Source organism: Saccharopolyspora endophytica (genome assembly GCF_018070075.1).
Taxonomy (GTDB): Bacteria; Actinomycetota; Actinomycetes; order Mycobacteriales; family Pseudonocardiaceae; genus Saccharopolyspora; species Saccharopolyspora endophytica.
The window spans coordinates 260,783-281,715 of sequence record NZ_JAGPXE010000002.1; the positions used below are offsets into that span (position 1 = coordinate 260,783).

Annotated in this window: 21 protein-coding genes; 12 read left to right on the top strand and 9 right to left on the bottom strand. The window is 69.6% G+C overall.

What is annotated here, in order from left to right; all coding sequences use genetic code 11:
• The first annotated feature begins 22 nt into the window (after positions 1-22).
• The 5 genes from KBO27_RS05335 (at position 23) to KBO27_RS05355 (ending at position 4,731) form a co-directional block, all read left to right on the top strand.
• Positions 23-1,024 carry a zinc-dependent alcohol dehydrogenase family protein gene (locus tag KBO27_RS05335; protein ID WP_210968830.1) on the top strand — a complete coding sequence of 334 codons (1,002 nt, stop codon included), beginning with the start codon at positions 23-25 and terminating at the stop codon, positions 1,022-1,024.
• Positions 1,017-2,375 (top strand): ABC transporter substrate-binding protein, encoded by a 1,359-nt coding sequence (locus tag KBO27_RS05340; protein ID WP_210968831.1) that lies wholly within the window; start codon positions 1,017-1,019, stop codon positions 2,373-2,375. The genes KBO27_RS05335 and KBO27_RS05340 overlap by 8 nt, the downstream gene beginning before the upstream one ends.
• On the top strand, positions 2,372-3,295 hold the full coding sequence (locus KBO27_RS05345) for a carbohydrate ABC transporter permease (RefSeq protein WP_246536315.1): 924 nt from the start codon (positions 2,372-2,374) through the stop codon (positions 3,293-3,295). The genes KBO27_RS05340 and KBO27_RS05345 overlap by 4 nt, the downstream gene beginning before the upstream one ends.
• Entirely contained in the window at positions 3,295-4,116 is an 822-nt protein-coding gene (locus KBO27_RS05350) for a carbohydrate ABC transporter permease (RefSeq protein ID WP_132685497.1), read from the top strand. Before KBO27_RS05345 ends, KBO27_RS05350 begins: the two co-directional genes overlap by 1 nt.
• A gap of 204 nt (positions 4,117-4,320) precedes the next feature.
• Positions 4,321-4,731 (top strand): FHA domain-containing protein, encoded by a 411-nt coding sequence (locus KBO27_RS05355; protein ID WP_210968832.1) that lies wholly within the window; start codon positions 4,321-4,323, stop codon positions 4,729-4,731.
• Between the two features lies 1 nt (position 4,732).
• On the opposite strand, the gene KBO27_RS05360 is transcribed toward KBO27_RS05355, so the two are convergent.
• The 3 genes from KBO27_RS05360 to KBO27_RS34755 all read right to left on the bottom strand — a co-directional run bounded on the left by KBO27_RS05360 (position 4,733) and on the right by KBO27_RS34755 (position 7,280).
• Positions 4,733-5,605: a universal stress protein gene (locus KBO27_RS05360; RefSeq protein WP_210968833.1), complete on the bottom strand. Its 873-nt coding sequence runs from the start codon at positions 5,603-5,605 to the stop codon at positions 4,733-4,735.
• Positions 5,606-5,644: 39 nt separating this feature from the next.
• The gene (locus tag KBO27_RS05365; protein ID WP_210968834.1) at positions 5,645-6,973 is read right to left on the bottom strand and encodes an MFS transporter; all 1,329 of its coding nucleotides are present in this window, start codon (positions 6,971-6,973) and stop codon (positions 5,645-5,647) included.
• Between the two features lie 226 nt (positions 6,974-7,199).
• The gene (locus KBO27_RS34755) at positions 7,200-7,280 is read right to left on the bottom strand and encodes a putative leader peptide (RefSeq protein ID WP_372448831.1); all 81 of its coding nucleotides are present in this window, start codon (positions 7,278-7,280) and stop codon (positions 7,200-7,202) included.
• 242 nt (positions 7,281-7,522) lie between these two features.
• On the opposite strand from KBO27_RS34755, the gene KBO27_RS05370 reads away from it, so the two are divergent.
• Together KBO27_RS05370 and KBO27_RS05375 are read left to right on the top strand one after the other, a co-directional pair.
• Positions 7,523-8,686: an LLM class flavin-dependent oxidoreductase gene (locus KBO27_RS05370; RefSeq protein WP_210968835.1), complete on the top strand. Its 1,164-nt coding sequence runs from the start codon at positions 7,523-7,525 to the stop codon at positions 8,684-8,686.
• Between the two features lie 33 nt (positions 8,687-8,719).
• Positions 8,720-9,346: a TetR/AcrR family transcriptional regulator gene (locus KBO27_RS05375; protein WP_307870246.1), complete on the top strand. Its 627-nt coding sequence runs from the start codon at positions 8,720-8,722 to the stop codon at positions 9,344-9,346.
• A 112-nt stretch (positions 9,347-9,458) separates the two neighbouring features.
• On the opposite strand, the gene KBO27_RS33415 is transcribed toward KBO27_RS05375, so the two are convergent.
• Positions 9,459-9,896: a hypothetical protein gene (locus KBO27_RS33415; protein WP_246536316.1), complete on the bottom strand. Its 438-nt coding sequence runs from the start codon at positions 9,894-9,896 to the stop codon at positions 9,459-9,461.
• 331 nt (positions 9,897-10,227) lie between these two features.
• On the opposite strand from KBO27_RS33415, the gene KBO27_RS05385 reads away from it, so the two are divergent.
• Positions 10,228-11,244 carry an LCP family protein gene (locus KBO27_RS05385; RefSeq protein ID WP_246536317.1) on the top strand — a complete coding sequence of 339 codons (1,017 nt, stop codon included), beginning with the start codon at positions 10,228-10,230 and terminating at the stop codon, positions 11,242-11,244.
• Positions 11,245-11,316: 72 nt separating this feature from the next.
• Here KBO27_RS05385 and KBO27_RS05390 read toward each other — a convergent pair whose 3' ends face one another.
• Positions 11,317-12,201 carry a formylglycine-generating enzyme family protein gene (locus KBO27_RS05390; RefSeq protein ID WP_372448825.1) on the bottom strand — a complete coding sequence of 295 codons (885 nt, stop codon included), beginning with the start codon at positions 12,199-12,201 and terminating at the stop codon, positions 11,317-11,319.
• A gap of 168 nt (positions 12,202-12,369) precedes the next feature.
• Here KBO27_RS05390 and KBO27_RS05395 point away from each other — a divergent pair, with 168 nt between their 5' ends.
• Together KBO27_RS05395 and KBO27_RS05400 are read left to right on the top strand one after the other, a co-directional pair.
• Positions 12,370-13,740, top strand: coding sequence for a PepSY-associated TM helix domain-containing protein (locus tag KBO27_RS05395; protein ID WP_210968836.1), 1,371 nt, complete (start codon positions 12,370-12,372; stop codon positions 13,738-13,740).
• A gap of 469 nt (positions 13,741-14,209) precedes the next feature.
• Complete coding sequence (locus tag KBO27_RS05400) at positions 14,210-15,652, top strand: DHA2 family efflux MFS transporter permease subunit (protein WP_210968837.1); 1,443 nt, start codon at positions 14,210-14,212, stop codon at positions 15,650-15,652.
• Positions 15,653-15,678: 26 nt separating this feature from the next.
• Here the strand turns inward: KBO27_RS05400 and KBO27_RS05405 are convergent, their stop codons facing one another.
• Positions 15,679-16,221 carry a cupin domain-containing protein gene (locus tag KBO27_RS05405; RefSeq protein WP_210968838.1) on the bottom strand — a complete coding sequence of 181 codons (543 nt, stop codon included), beginning with the start codon at positions 16,219-16,221 and terminating at the stop codon, positions 15,679-15,681.
• A 57-nt stretch (positions 16,222-16,278) separates the two neighbouring features.
• Here KBO27_RS05405 and KBO27_RS05410 point away from each other — a divergent pair, with 57 nt between their 5' ends.
• Positions 16,279-16,725, top strand: a complete 447-nt coding sequence (locus KBO27_RS05410) for a MarR family winged helix-turn-helix transcriptional regulator (RefSeq protein ID WP_210968839.1) — start codon at positions 16,279-16,281, stop codon at positions 16,723-16,725.
• A 34-nt stretch (positions 16,726-16,759) separates the two neighbouring features.
• Here the strand turns inward: KBO27_RS05410 and KBO27_RS05415 are convergent, their stop codons facing one another.
• Positions 16,760-18,229 (bottom strand): FAD-dependent oxidoreductase, encoded by a 1,470-nt coding sequence (locus KBO27_RS05415; RefSeq protein ID WP_210968840.1) that lies wholly within the window; start codon positions 18,227-18,229, stop codon positions 16,760-16,762.
• Positions 18,230-18,239: 10 nt separating this feature from the next.
• Positions 18,240-19,142 carry an AurF N-oxygenase family protein gene (locus KBO27_RS05420; protein WP_210968841.1) on the bottom strand — a complete coding sequence of 301 codons (903 nt, stop codon included), beginning with the start codon at positions 19,140-19,142 and terminating at the stop codon, positions 18,240-18,242.
• Positions 19,143-19,245: 103 nt separating this feature from the next.
• On the opposite strand from KBO27_RS05420, the gene KBO27_RS05425 reads away from it, so the two are divergent.
• Entirely contained in the window at positions 19,246-19,935 is a 690-nt protein-coding gene (locus KBO27_RS05425) for a TetR/AcrR family transcriptional regulator (RefSeq protein WP_210968842.1), read from the top strand.
• Between the two features lies 1 nt (position 19,936).
• On the opposite strand, the gene KBO27_RS05430 is transcribed toward KBO27_RS05425, so the two are convergent.
• Positions 19,937-20,839 (bottom strand): AurF N-oxygenase family protein, encoded by a 903-nt coding sequence (locus KBO27_RS05430; protein ID WP_210968843.1) that lies wholly within the window; start codon positions 20,837-20,839, stop codon positions 19,937-19,939.
• Between the last annotated feature and the right edge of the window lie 94 nt (positions 20,840-20,933).

Below are 20,933 nucleotides of genomic sequence, written 5' to 3' on the forward strand. Positions count from 1 at the left end.
GCGCTCTGGAGGCGGAGGTTAGATGCGCGCCGCGATCATTGACGAACCCGGGTCCATCCGGGTCGGTGACGTACCGGATCCGGTACCGCGGGAGCGGCAGTTGGTGGTGAAGGTCGGGGCCACCGGGATTTGCGGCACCGACGTGCACATCGCCGACGGGCACTTCCCGCCGACGCCCTACCCGATCGTGCCGGGCCACGAGTTCGCCGGTGAGGTCGTCGAAGTGGGTCCGGACGTGCCGGGCGAGTGGAAGGTGGGCGACCGGGTCGCGGTCGACCCGTCGTTGTTCTGCGGCTACTGCACCCCGTGCCGCAACGGGCACGGGAACCTGTGCGCGAACTGGGGTGCCACCGGTGACACCGTCGACGGCGCGTTCGCCGAGTACGTCGCGGTGCCCTCGGCGAACTGCTACCGGATGCCCGAGGGGCTGAACTGGCAGCAGGGAGCCCTGGTTGAGCCGGTCTCCTGCGCGGTGCACGGCGTCCGCCAGATCGGCGTCGAGGCCGGCGAGAAGTTCCTCGTCATCGGCGCGGGCACGATGGGCCTGCTGATGCAGCAGCTGCTCCAGCGCGCGGGCGCGCAGGTCACCGTCGCCGACCGCAACGCGTCGCGGCTGCCGCGCGCGCAGCGGCTGGGCGCGGTCGCCGTCGTGGAGGACGCCAGCGAGCTGGACTCCGACTTCGACGCCGCCGTGGACTGCACCGGCGCGGCCCCAGCCATCGAGACCGCGTTCGACAAGCTGCGCCGCGGCGGGCGGCTGCTGGTCTTCGGCGTCGCCCCGGCGGAGGCGCGAATCTCGTTGTCGCCCTTCCGCATCTACAACGACGAGATCAAGATCGTCGGTTCGATGGCGGTGCTGCACAGCTTCGGCCCCGCGCTGGACCTCATGGCGATGGGCGCGATCAACAGCGACGAGCTGCTGACCGACGCGCTGCCGCTGGAGGAGTTCGGCAAGGCGCTCGAACTCATGCGCAGCGGCGCCGGTCTCAAGGTCCAGGTCCTGCCGGGAGGTGCGGATGCCTAGGCGGTTAAGGCGCAGCCGGATAAGGCTCGCGCTGCTGGCGATGGTCAGCCTGCTGCTGACCAGCTGCGCCGGAGCCGGTGCGATCGGTTCCGGCGGGCGAACCCTGGTGATCGCGATCGTGTCCAACCCGCAGATGGAGGACGCGGTCGCGCTCAAGGGCGAGTTCGAGAAGGAGAACCCCGGCATCAAGCTGAAGTTCGTTCAGCTGCCGGAGAACCAGGCGCGCGCGAAGATCACCGCCTCCACCGCCACCCAGGGCGGCGAGTTCGACGTGGCGATGATCAGCAATTACGAGACCCCGCAGTGGGCGGCCAACGGCTGGCTGGAGAACCTGCAGCCCTACATCGACAAGACCCCCGGCTACGACGCGAACGACTTCATCCCCAGCATCCGGGATTCGCTGTCGCACCAGGGCTCGATGTACGCGGTTCCGTTCTACGGCGAGTCGTCGTTCCTGACCTACCGCAAGGACCTCTTCCAGCAGGCCGGGCTGACCATGCCGGAACACCCGACGTGGCAGCAGATCGCCGACTTCGCCGCGAAGCTGGACAACCCCGCCACCGGCGTCTCCGGGATCTGCCTGCGCGGCAAGCCCGGCTGGGGCGAGAGCCTGGCGCCGTTCTCCACGGTCGCCAACACCTTCGGCGCCCGCTACTTCGACGAGAACTGGAACGCCCAGATCACCTCGCCGGAGTTCAAGGCGGCGGCGAACTTCTACGTCGACCTGGTCCGCGAGCACGGCGAGGTCGGTGCTTCCAGCGCCGGGTTCTCCGAGTGCGGCACGCACTACGCGCAGGGCCAGGCCGCGATGTGGTACGACGCGACGGTCATGGCCGGCACCAACGAGGACCCGGCCGAGAGCAAGGTGGTCGGCAAGAACGGCTACGTGGCCGCTCCCGTCGAGCGCACCGCCGAGGCCGGTTGGCTCTACACCTGGTCGCTCGCGATGCCCAAGGTCGCCAAGGACAAGGACGCGGCCTGGCGGTTCATGAGCTGGATGACCTCCAAGCAGTTCGTCAAGCAGGTCGGCACCACCTTCGGCTGGAACCGGGTTCCGCCGGGCGTGCGCAAGTCGACCTACGAGATCCCGGAGTACCAGCAGGCCGCTGCCGCCTACGCCAAGCCGACGCTGAACGGCATCGACAAGGCGCAGCAGTCCAACACGATGGTGAACCCGGTCCCGTACCCGGGGATCCAGTTCGTCGGCATCCCGGAGTTCCAGGACCTCGGAACCCGGATCAGCCAGCAGTTGTCGGCGGCCATCGCCGGACGGATCACCGTCGACGAGGCCCTGGAGCAGTCCCAGGAATACGCCGAGTCCGTCGGCGAGTCCTACCGGGAGACGCGATGAGCCAAACGGTGGTCGAAGAAGTCCAGGCGCCCGTGGTGAACAAGAAGGAGACCACGGCGTCCAGCACCTGGCTGCGCCGCGCGCCGCTGCTGCCCGCGCTGCTGTTCACGGTGCTGGTGACCCAGATCCCGTTCCTGATGACGGTGTTCTACTCGTTCCAGTCCTGGAACCTGGTGCGGCCCGGTTCGCGGCACTTCGTGGGCCTGCGCAACTACGTCGACGTCTTCGCCGACAGCCAGTTCCGCGGCGCGCTGATCAACACCGTGGTGCTGACCGTGGTGTGCGTGTTCATCTCGATGCTGCTGGGCCTGGGCCTGGCGATCCTGCTGGACCGGAAGTTCCTGGGGCGCGGTGTGGTGCGCACCCTGCTGATCACGCCGTTCCTGATCCTGCCCGCGGCGGGCGCGCTGCTGTGGAAGACCACGATGTTCGACCCCACCTACGGGTTGCTGAACTTCGTGTTCGGCGGCGACACCGACTGGCTGGCCGAGTTCCCGCTGGCCTCGGTGATGACCCAGGTCATCTGGCAGTGGACGCCGTTCATGATGCTGCTGATCCTGGCGGGGCTGCAGGCTCAGTCCAAGGAGGTGCTGGAGGCCGCATCGGTCGACGGCGCCGGCCGGTGGCGGACGTTCGTGTCGATCACGCTGCCGCAGCTGGCCCGGTACCTGCAGCTGGCGGGTCTGCTGGGGGCGATCTACATCGTCAACAGCTTCGACGCGATCTTCCTGATGACGCAGGGCGGTCCGGGCACCGCCAGCACCAACCTGCCGTACTACATCTACCAGCGAGCGTTCGAGGGCTTCGACATCGGCCAGTCCTCGGCGATGGGCGTCGTGGTGGTCATCCTGACGCTGATCGTGGCGAACTTCGCGCTGCGCTTGATGTTCCGGACCTTCGGCCTGAGCGAGGTGCGCTGATGCATACCGCGAACCCGATCGGCCGGTGGGCGCTGACCGCGTTCACCTGGGTCGTGGCGATCCTGTTCGTCTTCCCGCTGCTGTGGATGGTGGTGACCTCCTTCAAGGAGGAGGCCGACGCCTACACCGACCCGCCGAAGTTGCTGTTCACCCCGACGCTGACCCAGTTCGCCGGCATCCTGGAACGCGGATTCCTGCCGTACCTGGGCAACTCGGCGTTCGTGACGGTGGTGTCGACGCTGCTGGTGCTGCTGCTGGCGGTCCCGGCGGCCTACTCGTTGTCCATCGCGGCGGTGCCCGGCACCCAGGGCGTGCTCGGATTCTTCTTGTCGACCAAGATGCTTCCGATCGTGGCGGCGATCATCCCGCTGTACGTCATCTCGCAGAACATCGGTCTGCTGGACAACGTCTGGGCGCTGGTCATCCTCTACACCGCGATGAACCTGCCGCTGGCGGTGTGGATGATGCGCTCGTTCTTCCTCGAAGTCCCCAGGGAGATGGTCGAGGCCGCCCGGGTCGACGGAGCACCGCTGCCGGTGCTGCTGTTCCGGGTGATCCTCCCGGTCGTGGCACCGGGAATCGCCGCGACGGCGCTGATCTGCGTGATCTTCTCCTGGACGGAGTTCTTCTACGCGGTCAACCTCACCGCCGCGCAGGCGGGAACGGTGCCGGTGTTCCTGGTCGGCTTCATCACCAGTGAGGGCCTGTACTGGGCGCAGCTGTCGGCGGCGGCCCTGCTGGCCTCGCTGCCGGTGATGGTGATCGGCTGGGTCGCGCAGAACCACCTGGTGCGCGGTCTGTCGATGGGCGCGGTGAAGTAATCACCCACCGCGGGGCCGTCATCGCGAATGACGGCCCCGCGGACTCGGATCGGAGACCTGGATCACAGGTGCGGACCCGGTTCGATGAATTTAGGACGTTGGTCCTAGCGACGGCGGTTGAACCTTCGGCATGCTGTGTGTATCCGCCCGGTCACGGGCAGGTGCATTTCGGAGGTATCACGCTTGTTGGCTAGGGAGACGACGATGGAACAGACCAGGATCGGCGAGTCGGCATCGAACGCGGTCGAAAAGCAGGCCGATACCGCCCGAGCGTCTGCTCCTCATGAGGTTCCGGCACCTCGTTCCGCCGATGAGCTCAGCGGCCGCCCCCGCTTGATGATCAACCGCGGCAACGCCGCCGGGAGCGGTTTCGTGCTCCAGAACGAGCGCACCACCATAGGTCGCGACGCCATATGCGACATAGTCGTCGACGACATCACGGTGTCCAAGCAGCACGCCGAGATCCGGCGGCGGGGCGACGCCTACGTCCTCGTCGACGGCGGTTCGCTCAACGGCACCTACCTCAACCGGCTCCCGGTCGACACCGCCGAGCTGCGCGAGGGCGACGAGATCTGGATCGGCAAGGCGCGCTTCACGTACCGAACCGGTCTGTGAGTCAGCGGACGACGGCCACGGCGCAATCGGCGTAGTGCACCAGGGCGTGGCTCGTGGAGCCCAGCGTCGTGGCGCGCACGATGTGCCGTCCGCGTGAACCGATCACCAGGAGGTCGGCCTTCTCCGCGGCCTGGAGCAGCGCTTCGGTCGGGGGTTCGAGGCTGACCTCCTGGTGCATCTCCACGTCCGGGTTGCTCTGCTCCACGCCCGCGACGCACTCGGCGAGCAGCCGCTGGTTGGCCTCGACGAAGTCGGACTCGTAGCGCCAGCCCCGGTTCGGAGGCAGCGCGTCGGGTGCGCGGGTGGCGTCGGCCATCAGCGCGGTGAGCGTCGCGGAGTGCCGGTAGGCGAGGTCGTGGGCGAAGGTGATCGCCTGGCCGCTGGTCGGCGAACCGTCCACACCGACCACCACTCGCCGGATCGGCCGGTCGGCCTCGGGGCCGCGCACGACCACCACCGGGACGTGCGCGTTGCGCACCAGCTCGCCCGCCGTGGACCCCAGCAGCACCCGCCGGGTGCGGCTCAGCGGCGGCGGGCCGAGCACCACCATCCCCATCTGGTCGGTCTCCTCGCGCAGCACCGACGCCGGGTGCCCCATCTGCACCCGGGTGCGCACCAGCAACTCCGGGAACATCCGCCGGCACTCGGTGGCCAGCGCGGCGAGCTCCTGCTGAGCGCTGCCGTGCCGCATCACCGGCTGCTCGCTGGGCAGGTGGACGCGGGTGAGCTCCTCCAGCGGCACCGGGACGGCGCGCACCAGCAGCAACGCCTCGGATCGGGACAGCGCCTCGCGGGCGGCCCAGCGCATGGCGAGCCGCCCGGCGTCGGAGTCGTCCACTCCGACGGCCACCGCGCGGTGCTCCTGCGTCCTCATCGCCGTCCAGCTCACCACGAGAAGCGCCGGGAGGCAGGGTCAGTCCGAGGTGGCCGACCCCAGGTCGGCGGGACGCAGCGCGATGGTGGCGGTGAGGCCGATGAGACCGGTGAGCACCAGGTAGCCGCAGGCCAGCCAGGGGGAACCGCCGCCCGCGGCGATGAGCGCGGTGATGATCAGCGGCGTCAGGCCCGAGGCGTAGATGCCGGAGAACTGGTAGACGAACGACATCCCCGTGTAGCGGGAGCGCACAGGTGCCAGCTGGGCGTAGAGCGTGCCCTGGGGCGCGTAGAGCAGCGCGTGCACCACGCCGAGCACCCCGACGATGATCAGCGCGGACAGCAGCACGTCCCGGGTCTGGAAGGCCAGGAACGCGGGGTAGACCGACGCGGCGAACAGACCGGCGCCGAGCGCGTAGGCGCGGCGCGGCGTGATGCGGTCGCTCAGGCGTCCGAACACCGGCAGCAGCACGGCCAGCACGCCCGCGGCCAGCATCACCGACACCAGCACGCTGTTGCGCGGCAGGTGCAGGGTGGAGGTCGCGTAGGACAGGAAGAACACCGCCCAGGTGTTGAACGCGGCGCCCTCCGCCCAGCGGGAGAGCAGGCCCAGCAGCGTGTTGCGGCGGGTGACGGGGTCGCGGAACAGCTCCACCAGTGGGGCCTTCGCGGTGCCCTGGGTCTGCCGCATCCGCTCGAACGCCGGGGTTTCGGCCACCCGCAGCCGGATCACCAGACCGATGACCACCAGCAGGATGCTCACGCCGAACGCGATCCGCCAGCCGTAACCGAGGAACTGCTCGTCGTCGAGGACGTTGCCGAGCAGGGCGAACAGCCCGGTGCCCAGGCCGAGCCCGAGCGCGAGACCGACCTGGGGCCACGCGCCGTACCAGGCGCGCTTGCCGGGCGGCGCGTACTCGACGGCCATGAGCACCGCGCCCGCCCACTCGCCACCGATCGCCAGGCCCTGGACCACGCGCAGCAGCACCAGCAGCAGCGGGGCGAGCAGGCCCACCTGCTCGTAGGTCGGCAGAGCGCCCATCGCCGCCGTGGACAGGCCCATCAGCAGCATCGTGCTGACGAGCGTGCGCTTGCGGCCGATCCGGTCGCCGATGTGTCCGAAGAGGACACCGCCGAGGGGGCGGGCGACGAACCCGACGAAGAACGTCACGAACGCCAGCATCGTCGAGACCGTCGGGTCGTCGGTGGGGAAGAACAGCTTGTCGAACACCAGGCTGGCGGCGGTGCTGTACAGGAAGAAGTCGTACCACTCGACGGTCGTGCCCATCAGGCTCGACACGATCACGGTGCGAACGTCCTTGCGCGGCACGGCGCGCACGTCGGGAGCAGGCTGCAGGCCCGCGGTCATCACTGCCTCCAGGCGAGGTGCAGGGGAGGGGAGCACGCCTGTTCAGGCAGGTCGTGACCCGATTTCAGTGGAATTCGGATCCCCGATTCCCACTGAGATCCGGGTCCTGATTTCCACTGAAATCGGGGACCTGCGGGACCGGGGGCGCGCGGGGGGAGTCCGGGGACCGGCCCAGGGGTTGGGTGGCCGGTGCGGAGGGGTTGTGGGCGGCTCGTCTGCGCGGGCGTTAACGGCTCGGACACGCCGCGGACGCCACCCGGAGCAGGTCGACGTGGTGGCGCGTGGTCAGCGGCGCGGCAGGCAGCACGGGGCAGAGCCTCGCCGCTGCGCGCCCGCGCGGTCAAGTGAAATCGAGGCCGTCCACTTGCTGGGAAGCGCGGTCCGCCCGTTGACATCGTCGTGTCGGCTGCCGAACGATGACGTTCGTGGAACCACTGACCCGACGCCGCCACGTGGACTTCCAGCGCGTGGTGACGCAGGCGTGTCGCAGCTGACTCCTCCACCCGCACAACCGGTTCACGAGTCCACATCGGACTGATGGAGAAGCAGATGTCCTTGACGTTCCACTGGTTCCTGCCCACTTACGGCGACAGCCGCTACCTCGTCGGCGGCGGTCACGGCACGCCCACGCACACCGCGGGCGGCGCCCGCCCGGCGACGCTGGCCTACCTGGGGCAGATCGCGCGCAGCGCCGAGCAGCTCGGTTTCGAAGGCGCGCTGACGCCGACCGGTGCGTGGTGCGAGGACGCGTGGTTGTCGACCGCGATGCTCGCCGAGGTAACCGAGCGGCTGAAGTTCCTGGTCGCCTTCCGGCCCGGACTGCTCTCACCGACCCTCGGCGCGCAGATGGCCGCCACGTTCCAGCGCCACTCCGGTCAGCGGCTGCTGCTCAACGTCGTCACCGGCGGGGAGAGCCACGAGCAGCGCGCCTACGGCGACTTCCTGGACAAGGACGCCCGCTACGCGCGCTGCGACGAGTTCCTGGAGGTCGTGCGCGGGCTGTGGCGAGGGGAGCGGGTCGACTTCGCCGGCGAGCACGTCCGCGTCGAAGGCGCCGAGCTCACGCGCGTGCCCGACCCGGTGCCGCAGGTGTACTTCGGTGGTTCGTCCCCGGCGGCGGGCGATGTCGCCGCCAAGCACGCCGACGTGTACCTGACCTGGGGCGAACCGCCTGCCAAGGTCGCCGAGAAGATCCAGTGGATCCGCGAGCTGGCCGCCGCGCAGGGCCGCACGCCGCGCTTCGGCATCCGGCTGCACGTGATCAGCCGCGACACCAGCGAGCAGGCGTGGGCCGAGGCGCAGCGGCTGCTCGACGCCCTGGACCCGTCGGTCATCGAGCAGGTGCAGGCCGGGTTGGGCCGCAGCGAGTCCGAGGGCCAGAAGCGGATGCTGGAGCTGCACGAGGGCTCGACCTCGCAGCTGGAGATCTACCCGAACCTGTGGGCCGGGGTCGGCCTGGTGCGCGGGGGAGCGGGAACCGCCCTGGTGGGCAGTCACGCCGAGGTCGCCGAGCGCATCGAGGAGTACCACGCGCTGGGCATCGACGAGTTCGTGCTCTCCGGGCACCCGCACCTGGAGGAGGCGTACTGGTTCGGCGAGGGCGTGCTGCCGATCCTCGAGCGCAAGGGCCTCTGGCGGCACCCGGACCGGGCGCAGGCCGAACCGGCGCCGGCCGGCATCCCCTTCGCGGGAGCTCCGAGCCCGACGTCCTGAGCCGCGCGCCGGCGGCCGTGTTAGAACCTGGTCGTGGGCAAGGGCGAGCAGGTGCGGGCGCGGTTGATCGAGGCGGCGGTGCGCCTGCTCGCCGACGAGGGTCCGCAGTCGTTGCAGGCCAGGCGGCTGGCTCGCGAGATCGGCACGTCGACGATGGCGGTGTACCACTACTTCGGCGGCGTGCCGCAGCTGCTGCGCGGCGTTGCCGATGACGGTTTCCGCCGCCTGACCGGGCGTCTCGACACCGTGGTGACCACGGAGGACCCGGTGGCCGACCTGCTGCGCCAGGCGCTGGTCTACCGGGGCTTCGCCCGCGAGAACCCGCACCTCCACGACCTGATGTTCGGCCTGTCCGCTCCGGCCGGTCAGCCCGAGCCCGCAGAAGGGGAGGCGGGCCGGCCCGCGGTGGCCTTCGGCCGGTTGGTCGCCGCCACCGAACGCGCCATCACCGCCGGACGGCTCGACCGCGCCGAGGCGGGCGACGTCGCGGCCCAGCTGTGGAGCGCGCTGCACGGCTTCGTCACGCTCGAACTCGCGGGCCGCTTCGCCCACGCCGATCCGCTGGCGGAGGTCCTGGTGCCGCTGACCGCCAACCTGCTGCGCGGACTCGGCGACGACCCGGACGAGATCCGCGCGTCGATCGCGTCCGCGTTGCGCTGACCCCGTCGTCGCCGACAGCGCGAAACCGCCTCCAGCGCGGGGGAGAGCTCGGCGTCGACGGCGCGGGCGATCGCGAGGCCCTCGCCGTCGACGAACTCGCAGGCGCGAGGGCTCAGCGGCGCAGCGACTTGACGATGAGCTGGCCGATGACGACGTAGACGAGCGCTGCCAGGCCGTAGTTCAGGACGACTCCGAGCACAGCGTCGTCCGGCGTGAACACGTCACCGAGGCCCAGGACCAGCGTCTTGGCCAGGATGTAGACCACGGAGACGAACTCGTTGCCCTGGTTGGCGTCGAAGACCACGAACAGCACGTGGAGGAGGAAGATCGTGAGGACCACGCTGACCACGACGCGGACGACGTTCGCGATCCGGTCGGAGTTCTCCTCCCGGCGCCGGCGCTCCTCGTAGCGGTCGTCGTGCGGGGGCTGGCCGTGCGGCGGGTACGGACCGTGGCCTTGCGGCGGGTACGGGCCGTTCCCCTGAGGCGGGTAGGGACCGTTCCCCTGGGGCGGGTACGGGCCGTGTCCGTGGGGCGACGGGTAATTCATGGGGCCGGATTGTGGTCGTGCGAGAGCGGTGGAAACAACCCCGCGCCGATAGCGGGGAGTGGAGACGATCGCCACGAAATCCGGCCCGCAACGTGAAGAACCGTCAACAACCTGCGCGGGCCTGGAATTTCGCGAAGTGGCTCCGGGTAAACAATCACGCGCGGGCAAGAGAAAGTTGTCCGCACGTGATTCCGCAGTTCCCGCATCGTTGCCAGAAGTTGTGGGATTGCTCCTATTCGGACGGCATGATCACCTGCCATGCTCGCTCGCCGCAGCAGGTCGGGGAGTGCGCGAAATCCGTGCAGGACAACCAACTTCTTCGGATTGGCAGATGAACTACGCTCAGCAACAGATGGTGCACGCACGGCCACCTCATCACCGACCCAAACGACGCCGCCCGGGCCGCAAGATCCTGACCGTTCTGCTGGTCCTGGTGCTGGCGCTGGTCGGTTTCCTGATCTACGTGGACTACTCGCTCAAGCGCGAGCCCGCGCTTCCCACCTCCGGTGAGCGCCCCGCCGACGGCCCCGGCACCAACTGGCTGCTGGTCGGTTCCGACAGCCGCGAAGGGCTCGACGCCGACCGCCAGGCCGAGCTGGGAACCGGTGACACCGCGGGTCGGCGCACCGACACGGTGATGCTGGTGCACATCCCGCAGGCCGGTGGCAAGCCCACGATGGTCAGCCTGCCCCGCGACTCCTACGTCTCGATTCCCGGGCACGGCAAGGACAAGCTCAACTCGGCCTTCGCCTACGGCGGGCCGCAGCTGCTGACCCAGACCGTCGAGGCGTCGACCGGCGTGCGCGTCGACCACTACGCGGAGGTCGGCCTCGGCGGGTTCGCCGACATGACCGACGCGATCGGTGGCGTGGACATCTGCGTCAAGGAGCCGATGAAGGACCCCAAGGCCAACCTCGACGTGCAGGCCGGCTGCCAGGAGCTCGACGGCCCGCAGGCGCTGGGCTACGTGCGCACCCGCGCCTCCTCGCGCGGCGACCTCGACCGCGTCGAGCGGCAACGCGAGTTCCTCGCCGCGCTGACCGAGAAGGCCTCGTCCCCGGAGGTCTTCCTCAACCCGCTGCGCCTGTTTCCGCTGATCCTGGACACCTCCGGCGCGTTCCTCGTCGACACCGACGACCACGTCTGGCACCTGGCGGGCCTGGCGTTCGCGATGAACGGGATCGCCTCCGGTCAGGGCGTCACGACCACGGTCCCGATGTCCGGGTTCGGCGAGACCGGCGATGGCGCGTCGGTGGTCAAGTGGGACCAGGACAAGGCCGAGACGCTCTTCGGCGCTCTCGCCAACGACACCGAAGTCCCGGCGGAAGTCATCGTCACGGGAATGTGAGTCGAGCGCTCGGCGCCCGATCGGAAACAATTGTTCCGGTTGGGCGCCGACTGCATTTCCGGAAGGAATTCCTCAGGCGTCGGCGGCGCACCGGAAACCGAGATTCCCGCTCGAACTGTCCGGTGTGTTGGACGTTCTCGCGGCGACCCGGTAGCGGTTGCAGTAGGAGTCGTGGCACAGGTACGAACCGCCGCGCATGGCGCGGTTGTCGGAACCGTCGGAGAAGCGGTCCGCGCACCACTCCCACACGTTTCCCGACACGTTGTGCAGTCCGAAACCGTTGGGCTCGAAGGAGTCCACCGGCGCGGTGCCGACGTGACCGTCCTCGGCGGTGTTGCGCACCGGGAACCGGCCCTGCCAGATGTTGCAGCGGTGCTCACCGCCGGGCGTGAGCTCGTCGCCCCACGGGTAGCGGGCCTGGTCGAGGCCGCCGCGCGCCGCGTACTCCCACTCGACCTCGGTCGGCAGCCGCTTGCCCGCCCACTTGCAGTAGGCCGCGGCGTCGTGCCACGAGACGTGCACGACCGGGTGGTCCCAGCGGCCGTCCAGGTCGCTGCCGGGCCCCTCCGGGTGCCGCCAGCTCGCGCCGCTGACGCCGCACCACCACGGGGTCTGCTCCGGGCGAGGGGACTCCTTGCGCAGGTGTCCGGGCAGGAACTTGGCGAACACGTAGGTCCAGCCGAACCGCTCGGCCTCGGTGACGAAACCGGTGTCGTCGACGAACTCCGCGAAGCGCGCGTTGGACACGGCGTGCGGGTCGATGGCGAACGAGGCCACGCGGACCTCGCGGATCGGTCCCTCGGCGTCGTCGGGGAACCCGTCGGGGTCCTCGGTGCCCATCCGGAACACGCCGCCGGGGAGCACCACCATGCCGTCGAGGTCCCCGCTGCCCCGGGTGACCTGCTGCTCCGAACCGGTCGCCGGACCGGAACGAGACGGAGGACAACAGCCCGCCACCAACCACACCTCCCGCAGTCGAACGCTTCGCGCTGCGCGACGTTACCCGCGCGGCACCCGCTCCGGCCGCCGAGGACGGCCACCGGTGTGACGGCGGCAACTCCCGGGAACCGGAGATCAACCGGAACCGACATCTCCCACGACGCACCACGCGCGGATGGAGATGAGATGAGCACCGAGGCGCCCCCGGCCGCCGAACAGCGCAGCGGCCGCGCCGGAACGTGGGCGGCGCTGCGACCGCTGGTCCTGCGGCTGCACTTCTACGCCGGACTGCTCATCGCCCCGTTCCTGCTGGTGGCCGCCGGCACCGGGCTGCTCTACGTGTTCACCCCGCAGCTGGAACAGCTGGTCTACGACCGCGAGCTGCACGTGCCGGCGAGCCCGCGCACCGCGTCGGTGGACGACCAGCTCGCCGCCGCGCAGGCCGCGCACCCGGGTGCCTCGCTGATGTCCATCCGCCCGGCGCCCACCCCGACCGACACCACGCAGGTCATCTTCCACGCCCCGGACCTGCCGGAGAGCTTCCAGCGCACGGTGTTCGTCGACCCGCACACCACCGAGGTGCGCGGAATCCTGGAGACCTACGGCAGCAGCCAGGCGCTGCCGCTGCGCGCGTGGATCGACAACCTGCACCGCGGCCTGCACCTGGGCGACTTCGGCAGGCTCTACAGCGAACTCGCGGCCAGCTGGCTGTGGGTGGTGGTGCTGGGCGGGCTGCTGCTGTGGTTCCGGCGCCGCCGCACCTCCCGCAAGCGGCTCGTCGTCCCCGAGCCCGGCGCCACCGGGCGCAAGCGGCTGCTGTCCTGGCACGGCGCGATCGGCACCTGCATCGCGCTGGGCCTGCTGTTCCTGTCGGCCACCGGGCTGACCTGGTCGAACTACGCGGGCGCGAACGTCACCCAGCTCCGCGAGGTGCTGGCCTGGGAGACGCCGACGGTGTCCACCGACGTGGTCCCGCCCGAGCACCAGGGCCATCACGGGCACCACGGGCACACCGCGCACACCGGTGGCGACGTCGGTCCGGAACGGGTGCTGCGCGCCGCCGAGGCGCAGGGCGTGACCGGGCCCGTGGAGCTGACCCCGCCGACCTCGGGCGGTTCCTACGTGGTGCAGCAGGTGCAGCGGCACTGGCCGACGCAGCAGGACTCGGTCGCCGTCGACGCCGCCAGCGGTCAGGTCACCGCGACGCTGCGCTTCGCCGACTGGCCGGTGATGGCGAAGCTGGCGCGCTGGGGCGTCGACGCGCACATGGGGCTGCTGTTCGGCCTGGTCAACCAGCTGGTGCTGGCCGCGCTGGTGGTGGCGTTGCTGACCACGGTCGTCCTCGGCTACCGGATGTGGTGGCGCCGCCGTCCGGCCGGTGCCTTCGGCGCTCCGGTCGCGCGCGGGGTCTGGCGCCAGGTGCCGTTGCGCGTGCTGCTGCCGCTGGGCGCGGTGACGCTGGTGGTGGCGTTCTTCCTGCCGCTGCTGGGTGTTTCGCTGGCGGCGTTCCTGGTCCTGGACACCGCGCTGGGGCGCTGGCGGAGCGCCCGGAGCTGAGCAGCACCTCCAACGTGACGTTCGTCATCCGCTTAGCGTTCCCGCAGGTGGACCGGCCTCTCGCGATCTAGCCGGCGAAAAATCGTTTGACCAGCGCGGATGATGGGAAACATCGTGTGCGTTGGTACGGGGTGTTCGCACCGTCGCATCCCGCCGCGACGGAACGCCCTGTCAGATCAGGGCGTTAAGCTGGATCGGAGCTCTGGGGGGACGAGCATGCTTGTGAGGGGACGGTTCACGTGACTCCCCGGCACCGGATCATCTGACCGCCGGCCGATCATCGGCCGCGCCCGACGTCGTCGCGGACCCCACCGTCGCGTGGGTCGACCCGACGCGTGATCCGGGCTTCCACCGCCAGAACTGCATGCCGAACGCCGTCGGCGATGTCGGCGAATCCGGCCGGTACCCCCGGTCGGGAAGGACAACGGCCGTGACCAAGGCCCCACACGAGCGAGGTGCACGACAACCCATGACCGAGACGGCCGCGATCGCGGAGCCCGACCGGCAGGCCACACCGCCGAGAGCAAACGTGCTGCTGAGCGTGCTGGTCGCCTCGGCCTTCGTGATGATCCTCAACGAGACGATCCTGAGCGTCGCGCTGCGCGACCTCACGGTCGACCTCCACGTGTCCACCACCACCGTGCAGTGGCTGACCAGCGGGTTCCTGCTGACGATGGCGGTGGTCATCCCGATCACCGGGTTCCTGCTGGAGCGCTTCACCCCGCGTCAGGTGTTCATGGCCGCGATGGTCCTGTTCAGCCTCGGCACGCTGCTGAGCGGGTTGGCACCCGGGTTCGGGATGCTGCTGGTGGGTCGCGTCGTGCAGGCGACCGGCACGGCGGTGATGCTGCCGCTGCTGATGACCTCGGCGATGCGCCTGGTCCCGGTGGAGAAGCGCGGCGCCACGATGGGCACGATCAGCATCGTCATCGCCGTCGCACCGGCCGTGGGGCCGACCATCGGTGGGGCGGTGCTGTCCTCGCTGGGCTGGCGCTGGATGTTCTGGATCGTGCTGCCGCTGTCGCTGATCGCGCTGGCCATCGGTGCGGTGTGGATGCGCCTGGACAGCGAGACCCGTTCGGTGCCGCTGGACGTGCTGTCGGTGCTGCTGTCGGCGATCGGTTTCGGCGGTCTGCTCTACGGGCTGTCGGCCATCGGCGAGTCCGGTGGCTCGCACACCGTCCCGCCGTGGGTGCCGCTGGTGGTCGGTGCCGTGTCGCTGGTGGTGTTCGTGGCCCGGCAGCTGCGGTTGCAGCGCGAGGACCGGGCGCTGCTGGACCTGCGGCCCTTCACCCACCGCCCGTTCGTCGTGTCGCTGGTGCTGGCGGCGCTGCTGTTCATGTGCCTGCTGGGCGCGGCGGCGATCCTGCTGCCGCTGTACCTGCAGACCGTGCTCAAGACGACCACGTTCGTCAGCGGTCTGGCGGTGCTGCCGGGCGGTCTGCTGATGGGTCTGATGGGACGTCCGGTCGGGCGGCTGTTCGACCGGATCGGACCGCGTCCGCTGGTGATCCCGGGCGCCGCCGCGATGGCGGTGTCGCTGTGGCTGTTCGCCACGCTGACCCCGGAGTCGCCGCTGGGCATGGTGATCGGCTTCCACCTGCTGCTGATGCTCGGGCTGAGCCTGATGATGACGCCGCTGATGACCTCGTCGCTGGGCGCGCTGCCCGATCACCTGTACTCGCACGGCAGCGCGATCCTGGGCACGTTGCAGCAGGTCTCGGGCGCGTTCGGCACGGCGGTGTTCGTGACGGTGTCGTCGCTGGCCTCGGCCAACCCGGCGGGCGTCCCCGACGCCTCGGGACTGCGCACCGCGTTCGTCGTCGCCGGTGTGATCGGCCTGGTCGCCTTCGGCACGGCCCTGTTCGTCCGCAAGACCGAGGGCGCCACCGCGGCGGTCGCAGCGCACTGAGCGAGTTCCGGGGGAGAGGCGCGCGGTCAGTCCGCGCGCCCCTTTCGCTCGTCCAGGCGCTGCTCGTAGCGCAGGGCGCGGGCGAGCCGGGCCAGGCCGCCGAAGAGCGCGCGCTGGAGCCAGGCGGGGACGCCGGCGAGGTAGCCGTCCTGGGCCTGCCAGAGCAGGGCGAGCGCCAGCGGGTTGCGCGGCAACCCGGAGCGCGTGGTCGCCCCGGCGTTGTCGAGGGCGTGCCAGAGCTCGAACATGCGGCGGTGCTGCAGCGGCGGGCGGATCTCGTGGTCGAGCACGACGTCGGCGGACAGCGTGCTGAACTCGTGGACCTGACGCGCTCCGGCCGAGGCGGACTCGCCGGCACCGAGGACGAGTTCCCGGCCGTCGATGCGGAACCGCACCCGTCCTCGGCGGACGGTCCAGCGTTCGGTGAGCAGCGGGTGCCAGTGCGGGCCCGCCTGCCGGGCCGGTCGCGGCAGCCGGTGCTCGATGCGCAGGAACGGGCCTTCCCCGTCGCTGCCTTCGGCCACGAACGTGACCCGGCGACCGTCGCGGAACACCAGCGGGTCGAGCATCGCACCCACTCCTCGTGTGAAGGCTGCCTTCCTAATTGATAAGGTAGCCTTCATTTCATGTCCGCGGAAGACCCCACCCTGCTCAAGCTCCTCGTGCAGAGTGCCACCGCCTTCGAGCGGCGGCTCAACGACGGCCTGCGCGACGACCTCGACGAGGAGCTGCGACCCGCGCACTACGCGGTGTTCCGCTACCTGGATCCGGCCGGCTCGCGGGTGTCCGAACTGGCGGAGGCCGCCGGGATGACCCAGCAGGCGATGGGCGAGCTGGTCACGCACCTGCAGAGGTGCGGATATGTCGAGCGCAGGCCCGACCCGGCCGACGGGCGCGCCCGTCAGGTCGTGGCCACGCCGACCGGGGTGGAGGCGCTGCAGGCCGCGGCCGGGCGCATCCACGAGATCGAGCGGGCCCTCGGCGAGCACCTCGGGGCCGACGGGCTCCAGGAATTGCGAGAGCTCCTGTCCCGCCTCGGTGAAGTGCTGCGGGAACAGCACGATTCGCCTTGAGACCGGGGCGGTCTCAAGGCGAATCAGCGCGTGTTCACCTGCGGGAGCGCAGCAGCTTGGCGAAGGACTTGGCGTCCTTGTTCGCGTTGTGCAGCGTGCCGGCTGCTGCGTCGTCGATCAGCGAGTCGATGGTCTCCGACGCGCACGCGCGGTTGGCGCCGATGCCGCCCGCCGCCCCGCGCTTGGCCCAACCGACCACGTAGGTCCCCGGCTCGACCCGGCCACCGGTGTTCGGGATGACCCCGGTCGCCTCGTCGAACGGCAGTTGCGGGATCTGCACCCCGCGGCTGCCCACCGACCACAGCACCATCCCGGCCGCGAGGTCCCGGTTGCCCGAGCCGTCACCGACGCGGAGAGCCCTGACCTGCGGATCGCCGACCACTTCCCGCGGGGCGGAGGAGAAGCGCAGCACCAGGCGGCGGTCCTCGCCCGGAGCGCGATCCCAGTCGACGTCCTCGACCGGCAGCTCGCGCAGCAGCGCGGCCGTCGATCCGTCCTCGGCCGAGGCGATCGACTCCGCAGCGCCACCGTGGCCGTCGACCACGATGCGGCCCTTCAGCCGCTGCTCGATGCCGACCCACTCCGACCGCGTGAACGCCGCGTGCTCGGGACCCCGCCGCGCGAGCAGCACGACCTCCCGGACCTTGCTCCTGCGCAGGGCGGCGAGCGCGTGGTCGGCGATCGGGGTGCCGACCAGCTCGTCGGGGTCGCTGAGCAGCAGGCGCGCGGCGTCCAGCGCCACGTTGCCGTTGCCCACGATCACGACCCGCTCCGAGGACAGCTCGACCGCGTCGGCCGGGATGTCCGGATGCCCGTTGCACCAGCCGACGAACTCGCGGGCGGCCATCGTGCCGGGCAGGTCCTCGCCGGGAAGTCCCAGCGTGCGGTGACCGGGTGCGCCGACGGCGTAGACGACCGCGTTGTGGTGCTCGGTCAGCTCAGCGTGGCTGATGGTCCGCCCGACCTCCACGCCCAGGTGCATGCGGACCCTGGGGTGCTTGTAGCTGGTCGCGAAGGTGTGCTCGATCTGCTTGGTGCTCGGGTGATCCGGAGCGACGCCGAACTTGATCAGGCCGCCAGGGGTGGTCATCCGATCGATCAGCGTGATCTCGGCGTCGGTGGAGCGCAGCAGCGACTGCACCGCGTAGCCCGCAGCCGGCCCGGTTCCCACGACCGCGACGCTCGGCGCAGCGGCGTGCGTCGGCAGCGATCGTGGGAACTGCGGCCTTCCCCAGGGGTAGTCGGCCGGGATCTCGGAGAACCGCTCCCGGTTGATGTCGACGTGCACGGACAGGTCGCCGGTGAGCTTGTCGATCGGGAACACCGCGTCCACCGGGCACGCATCGGCGCAGGCGCCGCAGCCGATGCAGGCGCGCGGGTCGATGTAGAGCCGGTCGGTGGTGCCGAAGTCGGGCTCGTCCGGGGTGGGGTGGATGCAGTTGACCGGGCACACCGAGATGCACGATGCGTCGGCGCAACAGGATTGCGTGATCGCGTAGGTCATGGCCGTGGACTCAGATCATGTGGACGCGCTTGTAGAGCGCGATCGCCGGACGGGTGAGCAGGCCGGCTTCGTCGAGGAACTCCATGAGTCCGGCGCAGCCGTTGCGCATCAGCGACTTGCGGTGCTCGTTGTTCGCGACCGCGTCCATCGCCCGCTTGCGGTTCATGCCGATGGAGTCGTAGACCTTCGGGCTGACGAGGCTGGAGACGATCACGTAGGCGACCACGGCGATCAGCGCCGCGCTGAAGTGGCGCTGCAGCTTGCTCTTGCCCTTGATGTGCTCCTTGATCTCCTCCCGGGCGAACTTCATGTGCCGGGATTCCTCGACCACGTGGATCTTGGAGCTGGTCTGCACGACGTCGAGAACGCGGTCGTCGCGCATGAAGTCGCGCTGGACGACGTCGAGGACCTCTTCGGCGACCAGCGTGCCGCCGTAGGCGACCTCACCGGTGGCGAGGGTCTTGAAGCCGCGCGCCAGCTCGACGACCAGCTTGCTGGGCAGGTAGGCGGGCACTTCGAGCTTCTGGCAGATGCGGGCGAACATGATCGAGTGCCGGCACTCGTCGGCGATCTCCGTGAGCGCGAACTGGAACTCGGAGTTCGCCGGGTTCTTGACGTACTGGTCGCGCAGGATCATCTGCTGCAGGATCATCTCGAACCAGATGCCGGTGCTCATCATGGAGCAGACCTCGTGCCTGGTGAGCGTGATCCGCTGCTGCTCGGTGAGCTCGTCCCACAGCGGCGTGCCGTAGAGGGTGCTCCACTCCGGGCTCAGCCCGTACTGGTCCTCGGGCAGGGGGCCGTCCCAGTCGATCTCGGTCATCGGGTCGTAGGACAACGTCTGCGATGACTCCAACAGGCGGCTGGAGAAGTCCTGCTCGGCGCTCTGGCCGGCAACGCCGACGGCGGTCATGGGCGCACCTCCGCAGTTAGTCGTACTCGAAGTAACAGGAACAAACTGTACCCCATAAATCCGCGGATGCGGAGACCTTTTTCGCGGCCGGTAGACTTCGCGGGTGACCGCATCAACGACACGGCAGGTGGACGGCCGCAGCGCCCGGTGGGCGGGATACCGCGAGAAGCGCCGGAAAGAGCTGGTCGATGCGGCGCTGAGCGCGATCGCCAAGCACGGGCCCGAGGTCTCGGTCGAACTGATGGCCGAAGAGGCCGGCGTGGCCAGGCCGAGGCTGTACAAGTACTTCAACGACACCTCCGACCTCGGCGCCGCCATCGCCGAGCGCGTCGCCGAGATGGTCACCGCCGAGCTCGCACCGATGTTCAACCCGCGCGGCACGCCGAGGGAGATGATCCGCGCCGCGATCGGCGCGCACACCAACTGGCTCGCCGACCACGGCAACCTCTACCGCTACCTGAGCATGAACTCGGCGACCGGCGAGTCCGGGCAGAACGTCGTCGCCGACGTCAAGACGGTCATCGCCCGCCAGGTGACGGGGCTGTTCCAGTACTTCCTGGACCAGTTCGGCATCCAGATCCCGGTCGTCCAGCCGCTGGCCTTCGGCATCGTCGGGCTCGTCGAGTCCAGCGCGGGCAGCTGGCTGCAGGAGCCGAACGGTCTCACCCTCGACGAGCTCACCGACTGGCTCTGCGACTGGACCTGGCAGCTGCTCGACCAGTCGCTGCAGGTCTACGGCCTCGAGCTGGATCCGGATCTGCCGCTGGCAGAAGCGGATCCAGTCGACGACTGACTCAGATCATGTGGACGCGCTTGTACAGCGCGACCGCGGGCGGGGTGAGCAGGCCGGCCTCGTCGAGGAAGCCCATGAGCCCAGCGCACGCGTTGCGCAGCATGGACTTCCGGTGCTCGTTGGCCTGCGCCGCGGCCAGTCCGCGCCGCGGCCGGATGCCCACCGCTTTGTAGACCCTCGGGTTCACGAGGCTGGAGACGATGCCGTAGGAGATCAGGGCGATCAGCGCGGCGCTGGTGTGGCGCTGCAGCGTGCTCTTGCCCTTGATGTGCTCCTTGATCTCCTCGCGAGCGAACTTCATGTGCCTGGACTCCTCCAGGACGTGGATCTTGGAGCTCGTCCGCACCACGTCGAGCACGTTCTCCCCGCGCATCCAGTCGCGCTGCATGACGTCGAGGACCTCTTCGGCCACCAACGTCCCGCCGTAGGCGACCTCACCGCCCGCGGTGCTCTTGAACAGGCGCGCCAGCTCGACGATCAGCTTCGGCGGGAAGTAGGCGGGTACTTCGAGCTTCTGGCAGATGCGGGCGAACATGATGGAGTGCCGGCACTCGTCGGCGATCTCGGTGAGGGCGAACTGGAACTCGGAGTTCGCCGGGTTCTTGACGTACTGGTCGCGCAGGATCATCTGCTGGAGGATCATCTCGAACCAGATGCCGGTGCTCATGATCGAGCACACTTCGTGCCTGGTGAGGGTGATCCGCTGCTCCTCGGTGAGCTCGTCCCACAGCGGCGTGCCGTAGAGGGTGCTCCACTCGGGGTTCAGCCCGTGCTGATCGGCTGGCAGGGGACTGTCCCAGTCGATCTCGGTCATCGGGTCGTAGGACAGCATCTGCGACGATTCGAGCAGGCGGCTGGAGAAGTCCTGCTCCACGCCCTGGCCGGCAACATCGACGGCGGTCATGCCCACACCTCCGCACTACGGTGTACTCGGAGTAACAGGAACACGAATGTACCCCATATTTGGGCGCGTTGTCCCCACCTGATCGCGTGCGGAT